This is a genomic window from Streptomyces botrytidirepellens, assembly GCF_003721215.1.
In the GTDB taxonomy this organism is placed as follows: Bacteria; Actinomycetota; Actinomycetes; order Streptomycetales; family Streptomycetaceae; genus Streptomyces; species Streptomyces himastatinicus.
This window is the reverse complement of record NZ_RIBZ01000101.1, coordinates 1-16,471: the sequence shown is the minus strand read 5'-3', so window position 1 is coordinate 16,471 and position 16,471 is coordinate 1. Positions and strand designations below refer to the sequence as shown.

The following is a 16,471-nucleotide window of genomic DNA, read 5'->3' as shown; positions in this document are numbered from 1 at the left end:
CGCCGAGTGCCGCTCGGCCCCGTCCCGCGCCGAGTGCCGCCCGCGGCCGCTCCGCGCCGATCGTTGCCCGGGCCCGTTCGCCGCGGGCTGTCCGGGGCGGCGGTCCAACCGCCCCCGCGCCCGCCGCGTTCACGTCCGGCGGCGGCGTGTCTGCCACGCCGCCGCGGCGCCGAGGGCGACCACGACGGCCACGCCGCCGATCAGCCCCGCCGACGGGCCGCCGTCGCTCTCACCATCGCCGTCCTTCCGCGCCGTCACTGCCTCGCCGCACCCCGACGTGGGGTAGCCCGCGATGGCGCACAGCAGCGCGGAGGAGTTGTAGCGCAGCGGCTTCGCGACCGCAGCCAGCGCCTCCCCGGCCGTCGCGTCCTCGCCCACCCGCGCGCACGCGGTACGGGACGTGGGTGGCGTACGGCCATCCGGCGCGTCCTTCGCGGTGCCGAAGTCGAGGACGACCGCGATCCGCTTCGTGCCGCCCTTGGGGGGCGTACCCGCGTCGCAGATCGCGTCGAAGCGGGCCGCGCCCCGCGGCGTGGCGGCGTCCCGGGAGTCCTCGCTGACGGCGAAGCGGAAGCCGATCATGTCGCCGTCGCCGGGCCGGGCCGCGGAGGGGCCCTGCGCCGCGTACGTCCAGCCGCCGCCGTCGCCGCTCCGCTGCCAGAACGACCAGTAGCGGTACCCGTCGGCCTGCGCGGGCGCGGCACCGGCGAGCACGGCCGCGAGCGGCAGCGCGAGGGCGAGCGACAGCCGGATCACCGCACGGCCGCCGACCATCAAAGCTGCTGCCTCTTACGGCCGCTGAGCAGGAAACCGATGCCCATGCCCGCGACCGCGCAACTGCCGACGATCCACCAGACGCTGCCCGACCCGCCGCCGTCGTCGTCCTTCGCGCTCTTCTCCGACGCCTGCGACGCGACCGGCTTCGGCCCGGTGGCGTTGAGCTGCTGTACGAGGTCGACGTCGCCGAAGTGCCGCGGGTCCCCACCGGCCGCGTGCGCCGCGAGCACCAGCTTGGCGAGCGCGCCCGGGTCGCCCTTCGCCCAGGCCGCCGCGCCGCTGTCCTTGCCCTGCAACCACTGCAACGGCCTGGCCGCGGCCGCGCTGTGCTCACCCGCGGCGAGCGCCATGATCGCGTCGGCGGTGGCGCCGAAGTCGGGCTGGGCCTTGGCGGCGCCGGGCGTCGTGGACTTCAGATGCATGCCGTTGTCGGCCATGGTGGTGGAGAGGTAGGCGAGTGCGGCCTCGGAGGCGTCCTCCGGCGCACGGTCCGCGCCACCGCCACCCTCGCACTTCAGCGGCTCGGGCTTCTTGCCGTCGTCCTTGCCCGCCGGGTCGAAGGCGAAGCCCGAGCCCCGGGTGGCCAGCGCCGCGCTCACGGTGGCCAGATCGTTGGCGGCGGGCTTGCCCTTGCCGGAGGTGTACGCGAACGCCCCCCGCTGCCCCGCCTTGGCCGAACAGTCCAACTGGAGCCCGAGCAGCGCGTCGTACGGCGTCTTGCCGCTCGCCGCGGACGCGACCTCCACCGGATCCATTCCGGCCGCGGCGAAGGCGCCGACCGCGACCGACGTGGAGTTGGCGTCGCTGGTGCCGCCGGGGTTCATGCCCCAGCCGCCGTCCTCGTTCTGGCTCCGCTTGAGCCAGCCGATGCCCTTCTCCACCGCCGACGAGCGGCCGCCCACCGCGGCCAGCGCCTGTATGGCGGCCCCGGTCGCGTCCGTGAACTCGCCCTTCTTCGGGTCGCACGCCTTCCCGGTGTCCGCCCGGTACGCGGCGAACCCGCCGTCCCCGCACTGCTGCCCGGCGAGCCAGTCGACGGCCGACGCGGCCGGTTTCACCCCCACCGCGTCCTGGGCGAGCAGCGCGAGCGACTGCCGCCACACCCCGTCGAACTTGGGGTCCTTCGTGCCGTACAGCCCCTCCGCACGCTTGCCGTCGTCGGCGGAAGCGGCCGACGCGGCGGGTGCGGCGGTCGCGCACAGGGCGGCGGAGATGGCCAGGGCCGCGACGCTGCGGCGTACGTTCATGGCTGGGGTGCCTCTCGATCAGGGGCGTGACGCAGCCACGCACGGCCGCCCACCCGCGCGCGGACCACTCCGTCGCGCCGATGGCACCGGGCTCAGCTCCGCATCCCACGACGGTGCCGCCGCCGGACACCCGGACGGCGGGAGCCTCCTGCGTCGCGCCCGCCCAGGTGCTCCGGCTCACACGGCCCGGCGGGGCGCGTGCTCACGGTTGCGGGTCAGCGCCGGATTTCCACCGACTTCCCCTGATCGAACGCGGATGAAGTTCTCCCGCCCACTTTAACCGGACGCCTCAACCCCCCGCGTCGGTGCCGCCACCCCCGCCCGCCTCGACGAACCGCGCGAGCTTCGCGAGCGCCATCCGCATACCCGTCTCGTTGTCGGCGGCGGGCACGGCGTCGGGGATCCCCTCGTGCACGACGAGGACATCGGTGCCACCGCCCGCATCAGTGAGCGTGGTCGTCATCGTCATCGTGCCGCGCAGCGCGGGGTCCTCGGCCTCGAACTCGATCGCCTCCACCACCTGCTCGTCCGGTACGAGTTTCACGAAACGGCCGTGGTACGTATCGGTGTGCGGGGCCGACTTGCCGGTTCCGGTCGGCACGTCGTAGGTGAGCGAGACGCGGAACCGGCCGCCCTCGCGGGCCTCGAACTCGTGCACACGCCCGCTCATACCGTCCGGCACCCGCCACGTCGCGATCGCGCGCCCGTCCACCAGCGCCCGGTAGACGGCCGCACGCGAAGCCCGCACATGCCCGGTGACCCTCGTGGTGTACATGGGTCGAACGTAGCGCCTTGCCACCCGTGATCGGCCGGATGCCGCCTGTTCACGGGTGAGTGAGCGCCCATACGCTGTGCGACCATCGCGTGCTGGGGGGCTCATGAACGGTCTCCGTACGGTCCTTGTCTGCCTTGTGATCGCGTGTGCCACGTCGGTGTCGCCCTTGGTGTCGCCGGCCGCGGCCGTGACGCCGAGCTGGTCGGCGCTGCCGGTGCCGGCGGCGGCCGCGCCGGTGACCGTGTCCGATCTCGCCGACCGCGGGCCGGGCGAGGTGTGGGCGACGGGGTACGAGCACGCCGCCGATGGACCGCGGCCGATGCTGTACCGGTGGGACGGCACGGCATGGAGCCGGGACACCACCTTCCCCGGCGCCGGTGAGCCGGGCCGGCTCGGCGAGGTGCAGTTCGTCGGCGAGGAGGTGTGGATCTTCCACAACCGCGCGGGCGAGGGGGAGATCCTGCGCCGGTCGGCGGGAGGGTGGAGTGCCGTCCCGCTGCCGCAGACCCTGTGGACCTACCAGGACTTCACCGCCGTACCGGGCGCCGCGTGGGTGGTCGGTGAGGACGCCACCGGGCTGAAGGTGCTGCACTACGACGGTTCCGGCTGGACCACCCAGTCCACCCCGGACGGTGTGCTGTTCCTGATGGGGATCACCGCACGTACCGCCAACGACGTCTGGGCCTGGGCGGACACCAGCACCGGGACCACCGTCCTGCGTTGGGACGGCACGGCGTGGCGGGACGCCAAGGTGTCGCTGCCGCCGAACAGCAACGTGCACACGATCCTGCTCGAACCGTCCGGCCGGGTCACGATCGGCGGCAGCCAGTACACCGACGGCGTGGCCCGCACGTACCTGATGGCCCGGAACGGGCACGCCTGGCGCACCACTTACCCACCGCTGGGCGACTCCTCCACCGGGGCCATGGTGCGCGGCCCGGACGGCGCGCTGTGGCTGCCGGTGCGCAGCGACCGTGCGTTCCAGTCGAAGTACGCCCGGGTGGACGGCCCCCGCACCACCTTCTCCTACGGCCCGGAGCGCACCAACGCGATCGACGTCACGCCGCGTGCCCTGGTCAAGGCCGGGTTGTCCCTGCTGTCCCTCGGGACCGTCGAGATCTACGGCTCGAAACCGAACCTGATGAGTGAGCGGCTGGGAGGCTGATCATGGCACGCAGACTTCTTGTCGCGGCGCTCGCCGTCGCCATGACCATCGTGACCCTCATGAGCTCGGCCGCGGCGGACACCCTGTCCTGGCACCACGTTCCGGTCCCGGCACAGGTACGCCCCCAGGCCGGGCTGAACGAGGCCGTGGCGTTCGGGCCGGACCGGGCGTGGGCGGTGGGCGCCGACGCCGTCGGTCGCGAGGCGCCGGGCTTCCCGCTGGTGCTGCGCTGGGACGGAACCGCGTGGCAGCGCCAGAGTCTGCCCGGGATCGGCTGGCAGGGAGAGCTGCTGTCCATCGCCGCGACCTCACCGACCGCTGTCTGGGCGGTCGGCCGCGACACGGCGGGCGGCGCCCATCTGCTCCGCTCCGACGGCACCGCCTGGTACGAGAGCCCGCCGCCGCGCGGTGTCGTGCTGACCAAAGCAGTCGCAGGCGGCGGTGAGACCTGGCTGATCGGTTCGCGGGACGGCGCGCAGGCGTTGCTGCGTTGGGACGGGAGCGGCTGGCGGGACGTGCCGGTGCCGCCGGGAACCGTGTACGGCCTGCACATCCTGGCGGCCGACGACGTCTGGGCCGCGGGCGCCACCGACTCGGGCGCGGCCGTGTCGCACTGGAACGGGCAGGCGTGGCAGCAGACGGTCGTGCACGGGTTCCCGCGGGCGGCCGTGGGGAGTGTGGTGGCGGTCTCGGCGACGGAGGTGTGGGCGGGTGGTACGGCCGGGTTCATCGGCGGCCCGGCGGGCAAGCCGATCCCGCCCCTGCTGGTCCGCTGGGACGGGCAGGCGTGGAACCGGGTGACCATGCCCGCCGACTTCGGTGGGATCACCTCACTGGCGCCCGACGCGTCCGGCCGGCTGGCCTGGGTCTCGGTGGCCAACTCGCTGAAGTGGGGCCCGCCGGGCAGCTCTCCACCGCTCGTCCCCGGGCCGGATTTCCTTGCCTGGGACGGACGGTCGTTCGCCGAGTACAGCGAACCGGCGGTGGCCGGGGAGGGCGACTCCCGGATGCTGGCGCTGGCGCCGGTGCCGGGCACGGCGACGGTGTGGTCGGTCGGCAGGGCCAACGGCCCCGAGGGCACCTTCGCCCCGCGCATCCTGCGGTTCGGCTGACCTGATGCGATCGCTGTGATCAGTCGGTGAGGTCCACGCGCACGGTCAGCAGGTCGGTGCCGAGGGCGCGGACCGCGGTGCTGTTGTAGCGGGGGAGGGCCTTGAGGCGGGTGCGGGCGTCGTCCTCGGGGAGGGGGTGGGCGGTGCCGGTGTGCCAGGTGCCATTGATGCGGACCCGGACCCTGGGGTCGGCCCGGATGTTCCGTACGTACTGCGACCGGTCGCCGAACTCCGAGACGAACCAGAACGCGTTGCCGACGCGGCGTCCGCCGACGGGGGTGCGCCGGGGCAGCCCGGATGTCCGGCCGGTGGTTTCCAGGAGGGTCTGGAACGGGAGCCGGGACAGGATCGGGTTGCCGATGCGTCGCTGGAAGGACGTGACGACGCGGTGCTTGAGTTCGTGGTGACGGGACATGCCGTGTGCGCTCCCTTTCGGTGGTGGGGCCATGGTGCACGGGGGTGGCCGACAGGCCCAAGGGCACGCGCCGGTCGGGGAACGGCGGGGAAAAAGGGAGTGCCGGGGGCCGGGGGGTTTGGTTGGGTGACGGCATGGACGAATGGGGACTTCTGGAACGTTCCGGTGGGCCGGTGACGCGGGGGCGGCTGGCGGGGGATCTGCGGACGCTGGGGGTGGGGGAGGGGGACGTCGTCATGTTCCACACCGAGTTGTCCGCCCTCGGGTATGTGGCGGGCGGCCCGCAGACCGTGATCGCGGCGCTGCTGGACGTCGTGGGGGAGCGCGGCACGCTCATGGCCTACTGCGGGTGGAACGACGCCCTGCCGTACGACGTCGCCACGTGGCCCGCGGAGTGGCAGGAGGCCGTGCGCGCCGAGCACCCCGCGTACGATCCGGCGCTCGGCGAGGCGGACCACGCCAACGGCCGGTTGCCGGAGGCGTTGCGGCACTGGCCGGGGGCGGTGCGCAGCGGCCATCCGGACGTGAGCTTCGCCGCGGTCGGGGCGGGGGCCGAGGGGCTGGTGGCCGACCACCCGTGGGACCACCCGCACGGGCCCGGCAGCCCACTGGCCCGGCTGGTCGAGGCCGAGGGGAAAGTGCTGCTGCTGGGGGCGCCGCTGGACGCGCTGACGATCCTGCACCACGCCGAGGCGGTGGCGGACGCGCCGGGCAAGCGGTTCGTCACGTACGAGCAGCCGGTCCTGGTGGACGGGCGCCGGGTGTGGCGGCGCTTCCGTGACATCGACACGGAGGACGCGGCGTACGACTACTCCCCGGTCGTCCCCGAGGGCACCTGGCCGTTCACGGTGATCGCGCGGGACGCGCTGGCCGCGGGCATCGGCACCCGGGGCCGGGTCGGGGCCGCCGAATGCCACCTGTTCGGGGCGGCGGAGCTGTTGCGGTTCGGGGTGGGGTGGATCGAGCGGAAGCTGCGGCGGTGAGCCGGGGTCAGCGGGCCCGGTAGGCGACGGGGTCGGTGCCGGGGACGGGTTCGGCCCGGCCCAGGTCGACCAGGCGGCGCAGGTGGGCCTCGGCCTCCGATACGGCGATGTTGCGGGAGCCGTAGGGGATGTCGGGCCAGGGGCGGTTCCACTCCATGCGCTCGGCGAGCTGCCAGGGGGTGAGCGGGGTGGTGAGCAGGGCACGGAGGTTCGCGAGGCGGGTCTCGTGGTGGTCGAGGAGGGCGCGGACGCGGGCGGGGGCGTCGGTGAAGGCGTACTGGTGGGCCGGGAGGACTTCGGCCGGGTCGAGGGCGGCGACGCGCGTCAGGGAGTCGAGGTAGTCGCCGAGGGGGTCGGTGCGGGTGGCGTCGGACGGGTCCTCGTACAGGCCGATGTGCGGGCTGATCTCGGGGAGGAGATGGTCGCCGGAGAAGAGCCTGCCGTGGCCGCGGAGGGCCGCGGGGTGAGCCTCTTCCAGGTGGAGGCAGACATGGCCGGGGGTGTGGCCGGGCGTCCAGATGGCCCGGAGCCGGCGGCCGGGGAGGTCGAGGAGTTCGCCGGGGGCGATCTCGCGGTCGGGGAGGGCGGCGCGTTGGCCCGGGAGGCTCGGGCGCCCCTCGGCGCGGGCGGCGCGCAGCGGGGCGAGGTGGTCCTCCGGGGCACCGGCCGCGGCCAGCTTTTCGGCGAGGTAGTCGAGCCAGAGCGTGGGTTCGGCCTCGCGGGTGCGGCGTACGACGTGGGCGTCGGCGCCGTGCATCGCGATCCACGCGCCCGAGGCCTCCCGCACCTGGCCGGAGAGCCCGTGGTGGTCCGGGTGGTGGTGGGTGACGAGGACGCCGTGGATCGCGGAGACGTCGGTGCCGCAGGCGGTGAGCCCGGCGGTGAGGGTGTCCCAGGCGGTCGGATCGTCCCAGCCGGTGTCGACGAGGACCGGTCCGCGGTCGGTGTCGAGGAGGTGGACGAGGGTGTGGCCGAGCGGGTTGTCCGGGATGGGGACGGGGATGCTCCACACCCCGCCGCCGTGGTCGGTGACGTCCGTCGCCTCTGGCACGGGGTTCCCCCTTTTCGCGAGTGCGGCCGGGCCGCGGCAGCGCATGCATTGCTGACTATAACTGGAACTGGTATCAGTTCTGATGCATCGTCAGATCTCGGCGGGAGGCATCAGCGATGGGCGACCTCATCGAGCACGGGCAGCTCTTCATCGGCGGGGCGCTGGTCGATCCGGCCGGGGCGGAGACCATCGAGGTCGTCTCGCCGCATACGGAACAGGTCATCGGGCGGGTGCCGCACGCCTCACGGGCCGATGTGGACCGGGCGGTGGCGGCGGCGCGGCGGGCGTTCGACGAGGGGGAGTGGCCGCGTACCTCGCTGGAGGAACGGATCGCCGTCGTCACGCGGATCAAGGACGCGATCGCCGTACGGCACGAGGAGATCGCGAAGGTCATCAGCGCGCAGAACGGCTCGCCGTACTCCTGGAGCGTCCTCGCCCAGGCGCTCGGCGCGATGATGGTGTGGGACGCGGCGATCACGGTGGCGCGCGACTTCACGTTCGAGGAGCGGCGGGCCGGGGTGCTCGGACCGCTGCTGGTGCGGCGGGAGCCGGTCGGGGTGGTGGCGGCCGTCGTGCCGTGGAACGTGCCGCAGTTCGTGGCGGGCGCCAAGCTGGCACCGGCGCTGCTGGCGGGGTGTTCGGTCATTCTCAAGCCGTCGCCGGAGACGCCGCTGGACGCGTATCTGCTGGCGGAGATCGCGACCGAGGCGGGGCTGCCGGAGGGGGTGCTGTCGATCCTTCCGGCGGACCGGGACGTCAGCGAGTACCTGGTCGGGCACCCGGGGGTCGACAAGGTGTCGTTCACCGGCTCGGTACCGGCGGGCAAGCGCGTGATGGAGGTGGCATCCCGCCAACTGACCCGGCTGACCCTGGAGTTGGGCGGCAAATCGGCCGCGGTGATCCTGCCGGACGCGGACCTGGAGGCGGCGGTCGCGGGCATCGTGCCCAACGCGTGGATGAACAACGGCCAGGCGTGCGTCGCCCAGACCCGCATCCTCGCCCCGCGCAGCCACTACGACGAGCTGGCCGAACGCTTCGCGGCCGCCGCCTCGGCCCTGGTGGTCGGCGATCCGCTGGACCCGGCGACCCAGGTCGGCCCGCTGGTCGCGCGGCGGCAGCAGCGGCGCTCGCTGGACTACATCGCGCTCGGACAGCGCGAGGGCGCCAAGGTGCTGACGGGCGGCGGCCGCCCCGCGGCCCAGGACACGGGGTGGTACGTGGAGCCGACGCTGTTCGGGGACGTGGCCAATACGATGCGCATCGCCCGGGAGGAGATCTTCGGCCCGGTCATCTGCCTGCTGCCGTACGGGGACGAGGAGGAGGCGGCCCGGATCGCCGACGACTCCGACTACGGGCTGTCCGGCAGCGTCTGGACGGCGGACGTGGCACACGGCATCGACTTCGCGCGGCGCATCCGCACCGGTACGTACTCCGTGAACACCTTCAGCCTGGACATGCTCGGCCCCTTCGGCGGCTACAAGAACTCCGGCCTGGGCCGGGAGTTCGGCCCGGAGGGCCTGTCGGCCTACCTGGAGCACAAGATGATCCACCTGCCGCAGGGGTGGGACGGGGAGCAGGGCTGATGGGCGACCGCTGGCGGATCGAGGTCGACCGCGGCGTCTGCATCGGCTCGGGATTCTGCGTGAGCAGCGCCCCCGGCGGATTCCACCTGGACGCGGCGCGCCAGTCGCATCCGGTGCAGCCGGAGGCGGACGCCTCCGAGGCGGTGCTCGTGGCGGCCGAGGGGTGCCCGGTGGAGGCCATCGCGATCCGGCTGCTCGAAAGCGGTGAACCGGTCTTTCCTCCCGACGAGTAGGTGTCGCTCCCCCTCCGGGCGCTCCCCCTCCGGGCGCTCCCCCTCCGAGCGCTCTCCCTCCGGGCGCTCCCCCTCCGGGAAGGGGGAGCGAGGGGGCGGGTAGACGCTGATCCCTCACACGGCGTAGGACTTCTGCGGTGCCGTCCACGCGGACCTCCACCATCCGCGCGACGACGATCAGACCCAGCCCTCGCACCGGGAGATGCGGATGGCGTCCACCCGGTTGCGCGCCCCGGTCTTACGGGTGATCGCGGCCAGGTAGTTGCGTATCGTCCCGTTGGACAGGTGCAGGGTCCGGGCGATCTCCGCGATGGAGGCGCCGTCGGCCGCCAGCGACAGGACGCCCAACTCGCGCTCGGTCAGCGGGATTTCGGCCGCCTTGAGGAAGCCGTAGCCCAGCGAGTCGTCGATGAACCGCTCCTGCTTCGCCACGTGCCGGATGCCGTCCAGCAGCCGCTGGGGCGGGGCGTTCTTGTCGATGTACCCGAGGGCCCGGGCCTTGTGCGCGCGGCGCAGCTGTCCGGGGCGCCCGGCGTTGGCGAGCACGAGCAGGCCGGACTCGGGACCGCTATCCGCCGCCGGGGCCTCGGCCATGAGCTTGCCCAACTCGCCCTTGCGGGCGGCCTTGTCGGAGCCGGGGCAGTCCGTGTCGACCACGCAGACGTGTGGCTGTAATGAGCGGGCTCTGCTACGCGCGTCACGCCATGCGGCGGAAGCCACCTCGAACTCAGGTTCGGCTTGTATCAGTGCGGCCAACGCGGACCGCAGCAGGTATGAATCATGTACCAGAAGAACCCGAATCACGGAGTTCTTCACCCCCTGTAGACGTTGTTCCGTCGCACGCCGTCGTCGCTCTGTCGCGCGCCGTTCATGAATACCGGGATTGCCCAGGGCGTGAACGCGAAATTTAAGCCAAAGGGGGGCGCGCAGGCGCACATCTTGCTGCCTCCGTGCGCCCTTGGGGTACATCGTGCGCCGCATGCGCCCCCATCGCGCCCATCATGCGCCGGGCGACTGCGCCCAGCAGGCGCGGACAGAGGGGGTGGTGAGGGATGGTGAGGGGGCGTCAGGGGTGCTCGGTCGGTGCCGTCAGATCGATCAGTCGGCAGACCGTCTCGATGTCGATCTTGACCTGGGCGATCGAGGCCCGCCCCGACAGCCAGGTGATCAACGCCGAGTGCCAGGTGTGCTCGATGACCCGCACGGCGGACAGCTGCTCGGCCGTCGGCGGGCCCTCCAGGCCCATCGCGTCGAGGATGATCGCGGTGGTGAGCCGGGAGACCGTGTCCACCTCGGGGCTCACCGAGCGGTCGGCGAAGGTGAGGGCCCGCACCATCGCGTCCGCCAGATGGGGTTCGCGCTGGAGTGCGCGGAAGGCGCGCATCAGGGTCTGGGCGACCCGGGTGGCCGGGTCCTCCTCGGTCGGCGGGCGCTTGCGCAGCGTCTCGTGCATGTGCTGCAACTGGTCCTGCATGGTGGCGACCAGCAGGTGGACCTTGGACGGGAAGTAGCGGTAGAGGGTGCCGAGTGCCACGCTGGAGTGCTCGGCCACCTCGCGCATCTGGACCGCGTCGAAGCCACCGCGGCTGGCCAGCCGGGCACTGGCGTGCAGGATGCGCCGGCGGCGCGCCTCCTGCCGCTCGGTCAGCTGCAAGGAGGCCGGCTTGACTTCTGCGGTCATTTGTCTCACTTCGGGTGCATAGTGTCTGCGCTGCGGTTGACAAACGGACACCGTGCATGATGGCAGGGTCGGCCTAGGGGCGCGAGTCAGTGAAACTCGTTCTAGGGTCGCGTGTCGCTCGAGCCCACCGTCCGCCGTCTGCGCAGCTTAGGTAGGTGGCCACCCGGTGGTGCGTCACGCGCCGATCACCGGCCGGTGCATGGGCGTTTGCCGGGCTCGCGTAGATATGGCCGCACCCCGGCCGGGGCTGTCGCGCGCAAGGGGCTACCGAGTGGTAGGAATCACCCGTCCCGGCGCCGGGGGCGACGGGTTCGCCAGGTATCTTCGAGACTTCTCGGGGGATCCGTTAGTGAAACTTGTTCTAGATAATCGTGAGCGGCTACGCTCCCGCTGAAGTGCATCAAGGAGGGGGCGCGAGTGACCGCAGAGGCCGCGCAGGAGACCGGAGTCGACCCGCTTCGGACGGCGCCCCCCACCGCCCCCGCGGAGGACCGGGCCCAGGGCGGCGACCGGCCGCTGCGCATCGCGCTGCTGAGCTACAAGGGGAACCCGTTCTGCGGAGGCCAGGGCGTCTACGTACGCCATCTCTCCCGTGAACTCGCCCGGCTCGGCCACACCGTCGAGGTGATCGGCGCCCAGCCGTACCCGGTCCTCGACGCCGAGGACGGCGTCACCCTCACCCGGCTGCCCAGCCTCGACCTCTACCGCCAGCCCGATCCGTTCCGCACGCCCGGGATCGCGGAGTACCGGGACTGGGTCGACGCGCTGGAGGTCGCCACCATGTGGACCGGCGGCTTCCCCGAACCGCTCACCTTCAGCCTGCGCGCCCGCCGCCATCTGGCCGCCCGGCGCGGCGCGTTCGACGTCGTCCACGACAACCAGACCCTCGGCTACGGGCTGCTGGGCATGGAGCGCACCGGCTTCCCGCTGGTGACCACCATCCACCACCCGATCACCGTGGACCGCCAGTTGGAGCTGGACGCCGCGGACGGCTGGAAGCGCCGCCTCTCCGTGCAGCGCTGGTACGGCTTCACGCGCATGCAGAAGCGGGTGGCCCGGCGGCTGCCCTCGGTGCTCACCGTCTCCGGCTCCTCGCGCCGGGAGATCGTCCAGCACCTCGGCGTCCGGCCGGGGCGGGTGCACGTCGTCCACATCGGCGCGGACACCGAACTGTTCGCGCCCGACCCCGCCGTGCCGGTGATCCCCGGGCGGATCGTGACCACCTCCAGCGCCGACGTACCGCTCAAGGGGCTGGTCCACCTGGTCGAGGCGCTCGCGAAGGTCCGCGCCGACAACCCGGACGCCCACCTCGTGGTCGTCGGCAAGCGCCCCGAGGAGGGGCCGGTGGCCACCGCCATGGCCCGCTACGGGCTCCAGAGCGCCGTCGAGTTCGTCAAGGGCATCAGCGACCCCGAGCTGGTCGACCTCATCCGCGGCGCCCAGATCGCCTGTGTGCCCTCCCTGTACGAGGGGTTCTCGCTGCCCGCCGCCGAGGCCATGGCCACCGGCACCCCGCTGGTCGCCACCACCGGCGGCGCGATACCCGAGGTCGCGGGCACGGACGGCGAGACCTGCCTCGCCGTGCCGCCCGGCGACGCGGGCGCGCTCGCCACCGCCCTGAACCGGCTGTTCGCCGACGCGGACTTGCGCAGGCGCCTCGGCGCCGCCGGACGGGAGCGCGTGCTGCGCCGCTTCACCTGGGAGCAGGCCGCCCGCGGCACCGTCGAGCACTACCGCGCGGCGATCGGCGCACAGGCCCGCGCCGCCCGGGCCCGTGCCGTGCGCTGAGCGCCCCACCTGCCCCCACCTGGCTTCGACCCGACCCCACGACCCCGCCGGACGAAAGCAGACCCCCGTGCTGACCGTCGATTTCTCCCGCTTCCCGCTCGCCGCCGGCGATCGCGTCCTCGATCTGGGCTGCGGCGCCGGACGCCATGCCTTCGAGTGCTACCGGCGCGGTGCGCGGGTCGTCGCGCTCGACCGCAACGGCGAGGAGATACGCGAGGTCGCGAAGTGGTTCGCCGCCATGAAGGAGGCCGGTGAGGCGCCCGCCGGGGCCACCGCCACCGCCATGGAGGGCGACGCGCTGGCCCTGCCGTTCCCGGACGACAGCTTTGACGTCGTCATCATCTCCGAGGTGATGGAGCACATACCCGACGACAAGGGCGTGCTCGCCGAGATGGTGCGGGTGCTGCGCCCCGGCGGCCGGATCGCCGTCACCGTGCCGCGCTACGGGCCCGAGAAGGTGTGCTGGGCGCTGTCCGACGCGTACCACGAGGTGGAGGGCGGCCACATCCGCATCTACCGCGGCGACGAACTCCTGGAGCGGATGCGCGAGGCCGGACTGCGGCCGTACGGCACCCACCACGCGCACGGCCTGCACAGCCCGTACTGGTGGCTGAAGTGCGCCTTCGGCGTGGACAACGACAAGGCGTTGCCGGTGCGGGCGTACCACAAGCTGCTGGTCTGGGACATCATGAAGAAGCCGCTGGCCACGCGGCTCGCCGAGCAGGCGCTGAACCCGCTGATCGGCAAGAGCTTCGTGGCGTACGCGACCAAGCCCCACGCGCCGAGCGAGGACCAGGCGTGACGGCGCGCGGCCCGCGCCCCGGCCCCCGTACCGAACGGCTGACGCTGCCCGGCGTCCTCACCGCCGGCGAGGCGCTGCGCACCGTCGAGGGCATCGCCGCCGTCCAGCGCGCGGACGGCGCCATCCCGTGGTTCCGCGGCCACCACCTCGACCCGTGGGACCACGTCGAGGCGGCCATGGCGCTCGACGCGGCGGGCGAGCACGAGCGCGCCGAGGCCGCGTACCGCTGGCTCGCCGCCCACCAGAACCCCGACGGCTCCTGGTACGCCGCCTACCCCGACACCCCGGACGGGGTGGCCGCCGACGCCCCCACCGACCGCGCCCGCGAGACCAACTTCTGCGCGTACGTGGCCGTCGGCGTCTGGCACCACTACCTGGCCACCGGCGACGACACGTTCCTCGACCGGCTGTGGCCGACCGTCGTCGCCGCCGTCGAATTCGTACTGGGGCTCCAGCAGAGCGGCGGCCAGATCGGCTGGCGGCGCAAGGCCGACGGCACCGTCGACCCGGACGCCCTGCTCACCGGCTCGTCCTCCATCTACCAGGCCCTGCGCTGCGCGCTCGCCATCGCCGAACACCGCGAGGACCCGCAGCCGGACTGGGAGCTGTCGGCGGGGCTGCTCGGGCACGCGATACGCCACCACCCCGAGCGTTTCCTCGACAAGAACCGCTACTCGATGGACTGGTACTACCCGGTCCTCGCCGGCGCCCTCACCGGCCCCGCAGCCACCGCCCGCATCGAGGCGGGCTGGGACCGCTTCGTCGTCCCGGGCCTGGGCATCCGCTGTGTCGCCCCCAACCCCTGGGTCACCGGCGGTGAGAGCTGCGAACTCGCGCTGGCGCTGTGGGTGATGGGCGAGTCCGACCGCGCGGTGGAGATCCTGCGCTGGATCCAGCGGCGGCTGCGCGCGGACGACGGGATGTACTGGACAGGGTACGTCTACGAGGACGACGCCATCTGGCCCGAGGAGCGCACCACCTGGACCGCGGGCTCCCTGCTGCTGGCCGTGGCCGCGCTGGGCGGGGACGAGGCGACCACGGCCGTCTTCGGCGGCGAGCACCTGCCGCGGGGGCTGGACTCGGACTGCTGCGGGTAGCGGAGGTGGCTCAGCCGCGCCGGATGCGGCCCGCCACGGCGTGGCCGATGAACAGGTAGACCACCGCGGGCAGCCCGTAGTTGAGGACCGTCCGCAGCCAGTCGGTGTCCATCGTGAACAGGTCGTGGGACCAGCCCGCGAGCCAGCCCGCCGCGTCGCGGACCACGGTCACGAGGTCGTTGGCGGGGTTGGCGTCCAGGAGGGCGAAGAGGATCCACAGGCCGAGGATCACGGCGGTGATGTCCGCGACGACCATCACGACGGTCGCCGCCTGGTTGTTTCCGTAGCGATAATTTCGGGACATGCCGGACGTGTTGCCCCGGCGGTCCGTCCCAAACCACTCATGTGTTCAATTCCGCCAGCACCCGCAGCGTCTCCGGGTCCGGCGCGATCACCAGCAGGTCCGTCACCGGGCCCGTGCGCCACAGCTCCAGCCGTTCCGCGATGCGCCCGCGCGGGCCGATCAGGGACACCTCGTCGGCGAAGGCGTCCGGCACCGCCGCGATCGCCTCGTCGCGGCGGCCCGCGAGGAAGAGTTCCTGGACCCGGCGCGCCTCGTCCTCGTAGCCCATGCGGGCCATCAGATCGGCGTGGAAGTTGCGGGCCGCGTGGCCCATGCCGCCGATGTAGAAGCCGAGCATCGCCTTCACCGGCAGCAGCCCCTCCGCGATGTCGTCGCACACCCGCGCCCGGGCCATCGGCGCCACCATGAAGCCGTCGGGCGCCCCGGCGAGGGCCGCCTCGTACAGCGGGGTCCGCTGCGGCGACCAGTACAGCGGCAGCCAGCCGTCGGCGATGCGCACGGTCTGGGCGATGTTCTTGGGCCCTTCGGCGCCCAGCAGCACCGGGAGGTGGGGGCGGAGCGGGTGGACGATGGGCTTCAGCGGTTTGCCGAGGCCGGTGGCGTCCGGCCCGGCGTACGGATGCGCGTGGTAGCGCCCGTCGAGCCGTACGGGCGCCTCGCGGCGCAGCACCTGCCGGATGACGTCGACGTACTCCCGGGTGGCGGTGAGCGGGCTCGTGGGGAACGGCCGTCCGTACCAGCCCTCCACGACCTGCGGCCCCGACAGGCCGAGGCCGAGCATCATGCGCCCGCCGGACAGGTGGTCGAGGGTGAGCGCCTGCATCGCGGTGGCGGTGGGGGTGCGCGCGGCCATCTGCGCGATCGCCGTGCCGAGCCTGATGCGGGAGGTGTGGGCGGCGATCCAGGTGAGCGGGGTGAAGGCGTCCGAACCCCAGGACTCGGCGGTCCAGACGGAGTGGTAGCCCAGCTCCTCGGCCTGCCGGGCGAGTTCCAGATGGCGGGGGTCGGGGCCGCGGCCCCAGTAGCCGAGCGCCAGGCCGAGCCGCATGACAACCCCTCTCTGACGTTCTCTGACGTCACGTCAGGCCGTGTGCCGCCTGGACTGTACGGCCCGGGTGCGCACATGGCAACGGCCCCTCGCCCCCGTGGAGGGGGCGAGGGGCCGTTGCGCTGAGGAGATCAGCCGCGCTGGATGCCCGTGGTGTCCTGGAGGACGCCGCGGCGCCCGTCCTGGGTCTGCGCGACGAGCGCCTGACCGCGCTGCTCGACCGCCAGGTACCAGGTGCCGGGGGCCAGTTCGGCGATGGTGCTCGACGAACCGTCCTCGGCGTACAGCGGCCGGGCCACCGGCACCGCGAACCAGAACGGCGCGAAGTCGGAGCCGCCCGCCGCCTGGGCCGGGCCGGGCTGACCGGCCGGGCCCGGCTGGCCGCCGAAGGAGGGCTGACCCGGCTGGCC

Annotated in this window: 17 protein-coding genes and 1 pseudogene; 8 read left to right on the top strand and 10 right to left on the bottom strand. The window is 73.1% G+C overall.

What is annotated here, in order from left to right:
• Positions 1-129: 129 nt before the first annotated feature.
• The 3 genes from EEJ42_RS07995 to EEJ42_RS07985 all read right to left on the bottom strand — a co-directional run bounded on the left by EEJ42_RS07995 (position 130) and on the right by EEJ42_RS07985 (position 2,799).
• The gene (locus EEJ42_RS07995) at positions 130-774 is read right to left on the bottom strand and encodes an SCO2322 family protein (protein ID WP_123099274.1); all 645 of its coding nucleotides are present in this window, start codon (positions 772-774) and stop codon (positions 130-132) included.
• Positions 774-2,024 carry an SCO2321 family membrane protein gene (locus tag EEJ42_RS07990; RefSeq protein WP_123099273.1) on the bottom strand — a complete coding sequence of 417 codons (1,251 nt, stop codon included), beginning with the start codon at positions 2,022-2,024 and terminating at the stop codon, positions 774-776. Before EEJ42_RS07990 ends, EEJ42_RS07995 begins: the two co-directional genes overlap by 1 nt.
• 289 nt (positions 2,025-2,313) lie before the next feature.
• Positions 2,314-2,799 carry an SRPBCC domain-containing protein gene (locus tag EEJ42_RS07985; RefSeq protein WP_123099272.1) on the bottom strand — a complete coding sequence of 162 codons (486 nt, stop codon included), beginning with the start codon at positions 2,797-2,799 and terminating at the stop codon, positions 2,314-2,316.
• 103 nt (positions 2,800-2,902) lie between these two features.
• Here EEJ42_RS07985 and EEJ42_RS07980 point away from each other — a divergent pair, with 103 nt between their 5' ends.
• Together EEJ42_RS07980 and EEJ42_RS07975 are read left to right on the top strand one after the other, a co-directional pair.
• Positions 2,903-3,964, top strand: coding sequence for a hypothetical protein (locus EEJ42_RS07980; protein ID WP_123099271.1), 1,062 nt, complete (start codon positions 2,903-2,905; stop codon positions 3,962-3,964).
• A gap of 2 nt (positions 3,965-3,966) precedes the next feature.
• Complete coding sequence (locus EEJ42_RS07975; protein ID WP_123099270.1) at positions 3,967-5,076, top strand: beta propeller repeat protein; 1,110 nt, start codon at positions 3,967-3,969, stop codon at positions 5,074-5,076.
• Between the two features lie 19 nt (positions 5,077-5,095).
• On the opposite strand, the gene EEJ42_RS07970 is transcribed toward EEJ42_RS07975, so the two are convergent.
• Positions 5,096-5,491, bottom strand: coding sequence for a nitroreductase/quinone reductase family protein (locus tag EEJ42_RS07970; protein WP_123099269.1), 396 nt, complete (start codon positions 5,489-5,491; stop codon positions 5,096-5,098).
• 134 nt (positions 5,492-5,625) lie between these two features.
• Between EEJ42_RS07970 and aac(3) the strand changes: the two genes are divergently transcribed.
• Positions 5,626-6,474, top strand: a complete 849-nt coding sequence (gene aac(3) / locus EEJ42_RS07965) for an aminoglycoside 3-N-acetyltransferase (protein WP_123099268.1) — start codon at positions 5,626-5,628, stop codon at positions 6,472-6,474.
• Between the two features lie 7 nt (positions 6,475-6,481).
• Here the strand turns inward: aac(3) and EEJ42_RS07960 are convergent, their stop codons facing one another.
• Positions 6,482-7,570: a Strvi_7410 family MBL fold metallo-hydrolase gene (locus tag EEJ42_RS07960; protein WP_425472857.1), complete on the bottom strand. Its 1,089-nt coding sequence runs from the start codon at positions 7,568-7,570 to the stop codon at positions 6,482-6,484.
• A 71-nt stretch (positions 7,571-7,641) separates the two neighbouring features.
• Between EEJ42_RS07960 and EEJ42_RS07955 the strand changes: the two genes are divergently transcribed.
• On the top strand, positions 7,642-9,108 hold the full coding sequence (locus EEJ42_RS07955; RefSeq protein WP_123099266.1) for an aldehyde dehydrogenase: 1,467 nt from the start codon (positions 7,642-7,644) through the stop codon (positions 9,106-9,108).
• Positions 9,108-9,341 (top strand): ferredoxin, encoded by a 234-nt coding sequence (locus EEJ42_RS07950; RefSeq protein WP_123099265.1) that lies wholly within the window; start codon positions 9,108-9,110, stop codon positions 9,339-9,341. Before EEJ42_RS07955 ends, EEJ42_RS07950 begins: the two co-directional genes overlap by 1 nt.
• A gap of 177 nt (positions 9,342-9,518) precedes the next feature.
• On the opposite strand, the gene EEJ42_RS07945 is transcribed toward EEJ42_RS07950, so the two are convergent.
• Both EEJ42_RS07945 and EEJ42_RS07940 read right to left on the bottom strand, forming a co-directional pair.
• On the bottom strand, positions 9,519-10,145 hold the full coding sequence (locus tag EEJ42_RS07945; protein WP_123099275.1) for a response regulator transcription factor: 627 nt from the start codon (positions 10,143-10,145) through the stop codon (positions 9,519-9,521).
• Positions 10,146-10,407: 262 nt separating this feature from the next.
• The gene (locus EEJ42_RS07940; protein ID WP_055550737.1) at positions 10,408-11,022 is read right to left on the bottom strand and encodes a TetR family transcriptional regulator; all 615 of its coding nucleotides are present in this window, start codon (positions 11,020-11,022) and stop codon (positions 10,408-10,410) included.
• Between the two features lie 417 nt (positions 11,023-11,439).
• On the opposite strand from EEJ42_RS07940, the gene EEJ42_RS07935 reads away from it, so the two are divergent.
• The 3 genes from EEJ42_RS07935 (at position 11,440) to EEJ42_RS07925 (ending at position 14,709) form a co-directional block, all read left to right on the top strand.
• Positions 11,440-12,810 (top strand): glycosyltransferase family 4 protein, encoded by a 1,371-nt coding sequence (locus EEJ42_RS07935; RefSeq protein WP_123099264.1) that lies wholly within the window; start codon positions 11,440-11,442, stop codon positions 12,808-12,810.
• Between the two features lie 67 nt (positions 12,811-12,877).
• Positions 12,878-13,612, top strand: coding sequence for a class I SAM-dependent methyltransferase (locus EEJ42_RS07930; protein ID WP_123099263.1), 735 nt, complete (start codon positions 12,878-12,880; stop codon positions 13,610-13,612).
• Positions 13,609-14,709 (top strand): prenyltransferase/squalene oxidase repeat-containing protein, encoded by a 1,101-nt coding sequence (locus EEJ42_RS07925; RefSeq protein WP_123099262.1) that lies wholly within the window; start codon positions 13,609-13,611, stop codon positions 14,707-14,709. Before EEJ42_RS07930 ends, EEJ42_RS07925 begins: the two co-directional genes overlap by 4 nt.
• Positions 14,710-14,719: 10 nt before the next feature.
• On the opposite strand, the gene EEJ42_RS07920 is transcribed toward EEJ42_RS07925, so the two are convergent.
• The 3 genes and pseudogenes from EEJ42_RS07920 to EEJ42_RS07910 all read right to left on the bottom strand — a co-directional run.
• Entirely contained in the window at positions 14,720-15,013 is a 294-nt protein-coding gene (locus tag EEJ42_RS07920; RefSeq protein ID WP_123099261.1) for a hypothetical protein, read from the bottom strand.
• Positions 15,014-15,050: 37 nt separating this feature from the next.
• Entirely contained in the window at positions 15,051-16,061 is a 1,011-nt protein-coding gene (locus EEJ42_RS07915; RefSeq protein ID WP_123099260.1) for an LLM class F420-dependent oxidoreductase, read from the bottom strand.
• A gap of 131 nt (positions 16,062-16,192) precedes the next feature.
• Positions 16,193-16,471 (bottom strand): annotated as a pseudogene (locus tag EEJ42_RS07910) (hypothetical protein); the annotation flags it as partial.

What these genes read in the sequence shown, in the direction of transcription:
- EEJ42_RS07995 (WP_123099274.1), bottom strand. Translation starts at nt 774, where the DNA reads ATGGTCGGCGGCCGTGCGGTGATCCGGCTGTCGCTCGCCCTCGCGCTG.
- EEJ42_RS07990 (WP_123099273.1), bottom strand. Translation starts at nt 2,024, where the DNA reads ATGAACGTACGCCGCAGCGTCGCGGCCCTGGCCATCTCCGCCGCCCTG.
- EEJ42_RS07985 (WP_123099272.1), bottom strand. Translation starts at nt 2,799, where the DNA reads ATGTACACCACGAGGGTCACCGGGCATGTGCGGGCTTCGCGTGCGGCC.
- EEJ42_RS07980 (WP_123099271.1), top strand. Translation starts at nt 2,903, where the DNA reads ATGAACGGTCTCCGTACGGTCCTTGTCTGCCTTGTGATCGCGTGTGCC.
- EEJ42_RS07975 (WP_123099270.1), top strand. Translation starts at nt 3,967, where the DNA reads ATGGCACGCAGACTTCTTGTCGCGGCGCTCGCCGTCGCCATGACCATC.
- EEJ42_RS07970 (WP_123099269.1), bottom strand. Translation starts at nt 5,491, where the DNA reads ATGTCCCGTCACCACGAACTCAAGCACCGCGTCGTCACGTCCTTCCAG.
- EEJ42_RS07960 (WP_425472857.1), bottom strand. Translation starts at nt 7,570, where the DNA reads ATGCGCTGCCGCGGCCCGGCCGCACTCGCGAAAAGGGGGAACCCCGTG.
- EEJ42_RS07955 (WP_123099266.1), top strand. Translation starts at nt 7,642, where the DNA reads ATGGGCGACCTCATCGAGCACGGGCAGCTCTTCATCGGCGGGGCGCTG.
- EEJ42_RS07950 (WP_123099265.1), top strand. Translation starts at nt 9,108, where the DNA reads ATGGGCGACCGCTGGCGGATCGAGGTCGACCGCGGCGTCTGCATCGGC.
- EEJ42_RS07940 (WP_055550737.1), bottom strand. Translation starts at nt 11,022, where the DNA reads ATGACCGCAGAAGTCAAGCCGGCCTCCTTGCAGCTGACCGAGCGGCAG.
- EEJ42_RS07920 (WP_123099261.1), bottom strand. Translation starts at nt 15,013, where the DNA reads ATGTCCCGAAATTATCGCTACGGAAACAACCAGGCGGCGACCGTCGTG.
- EEJ42_RS07915 (WP_123099260.1), bottom strand. Translation starts at nt 16,061, where the DNA reads ATGCGGCTCGGCCTGGCGCTCGGCTACTGGGGCCGCGGCCCCGACCCC.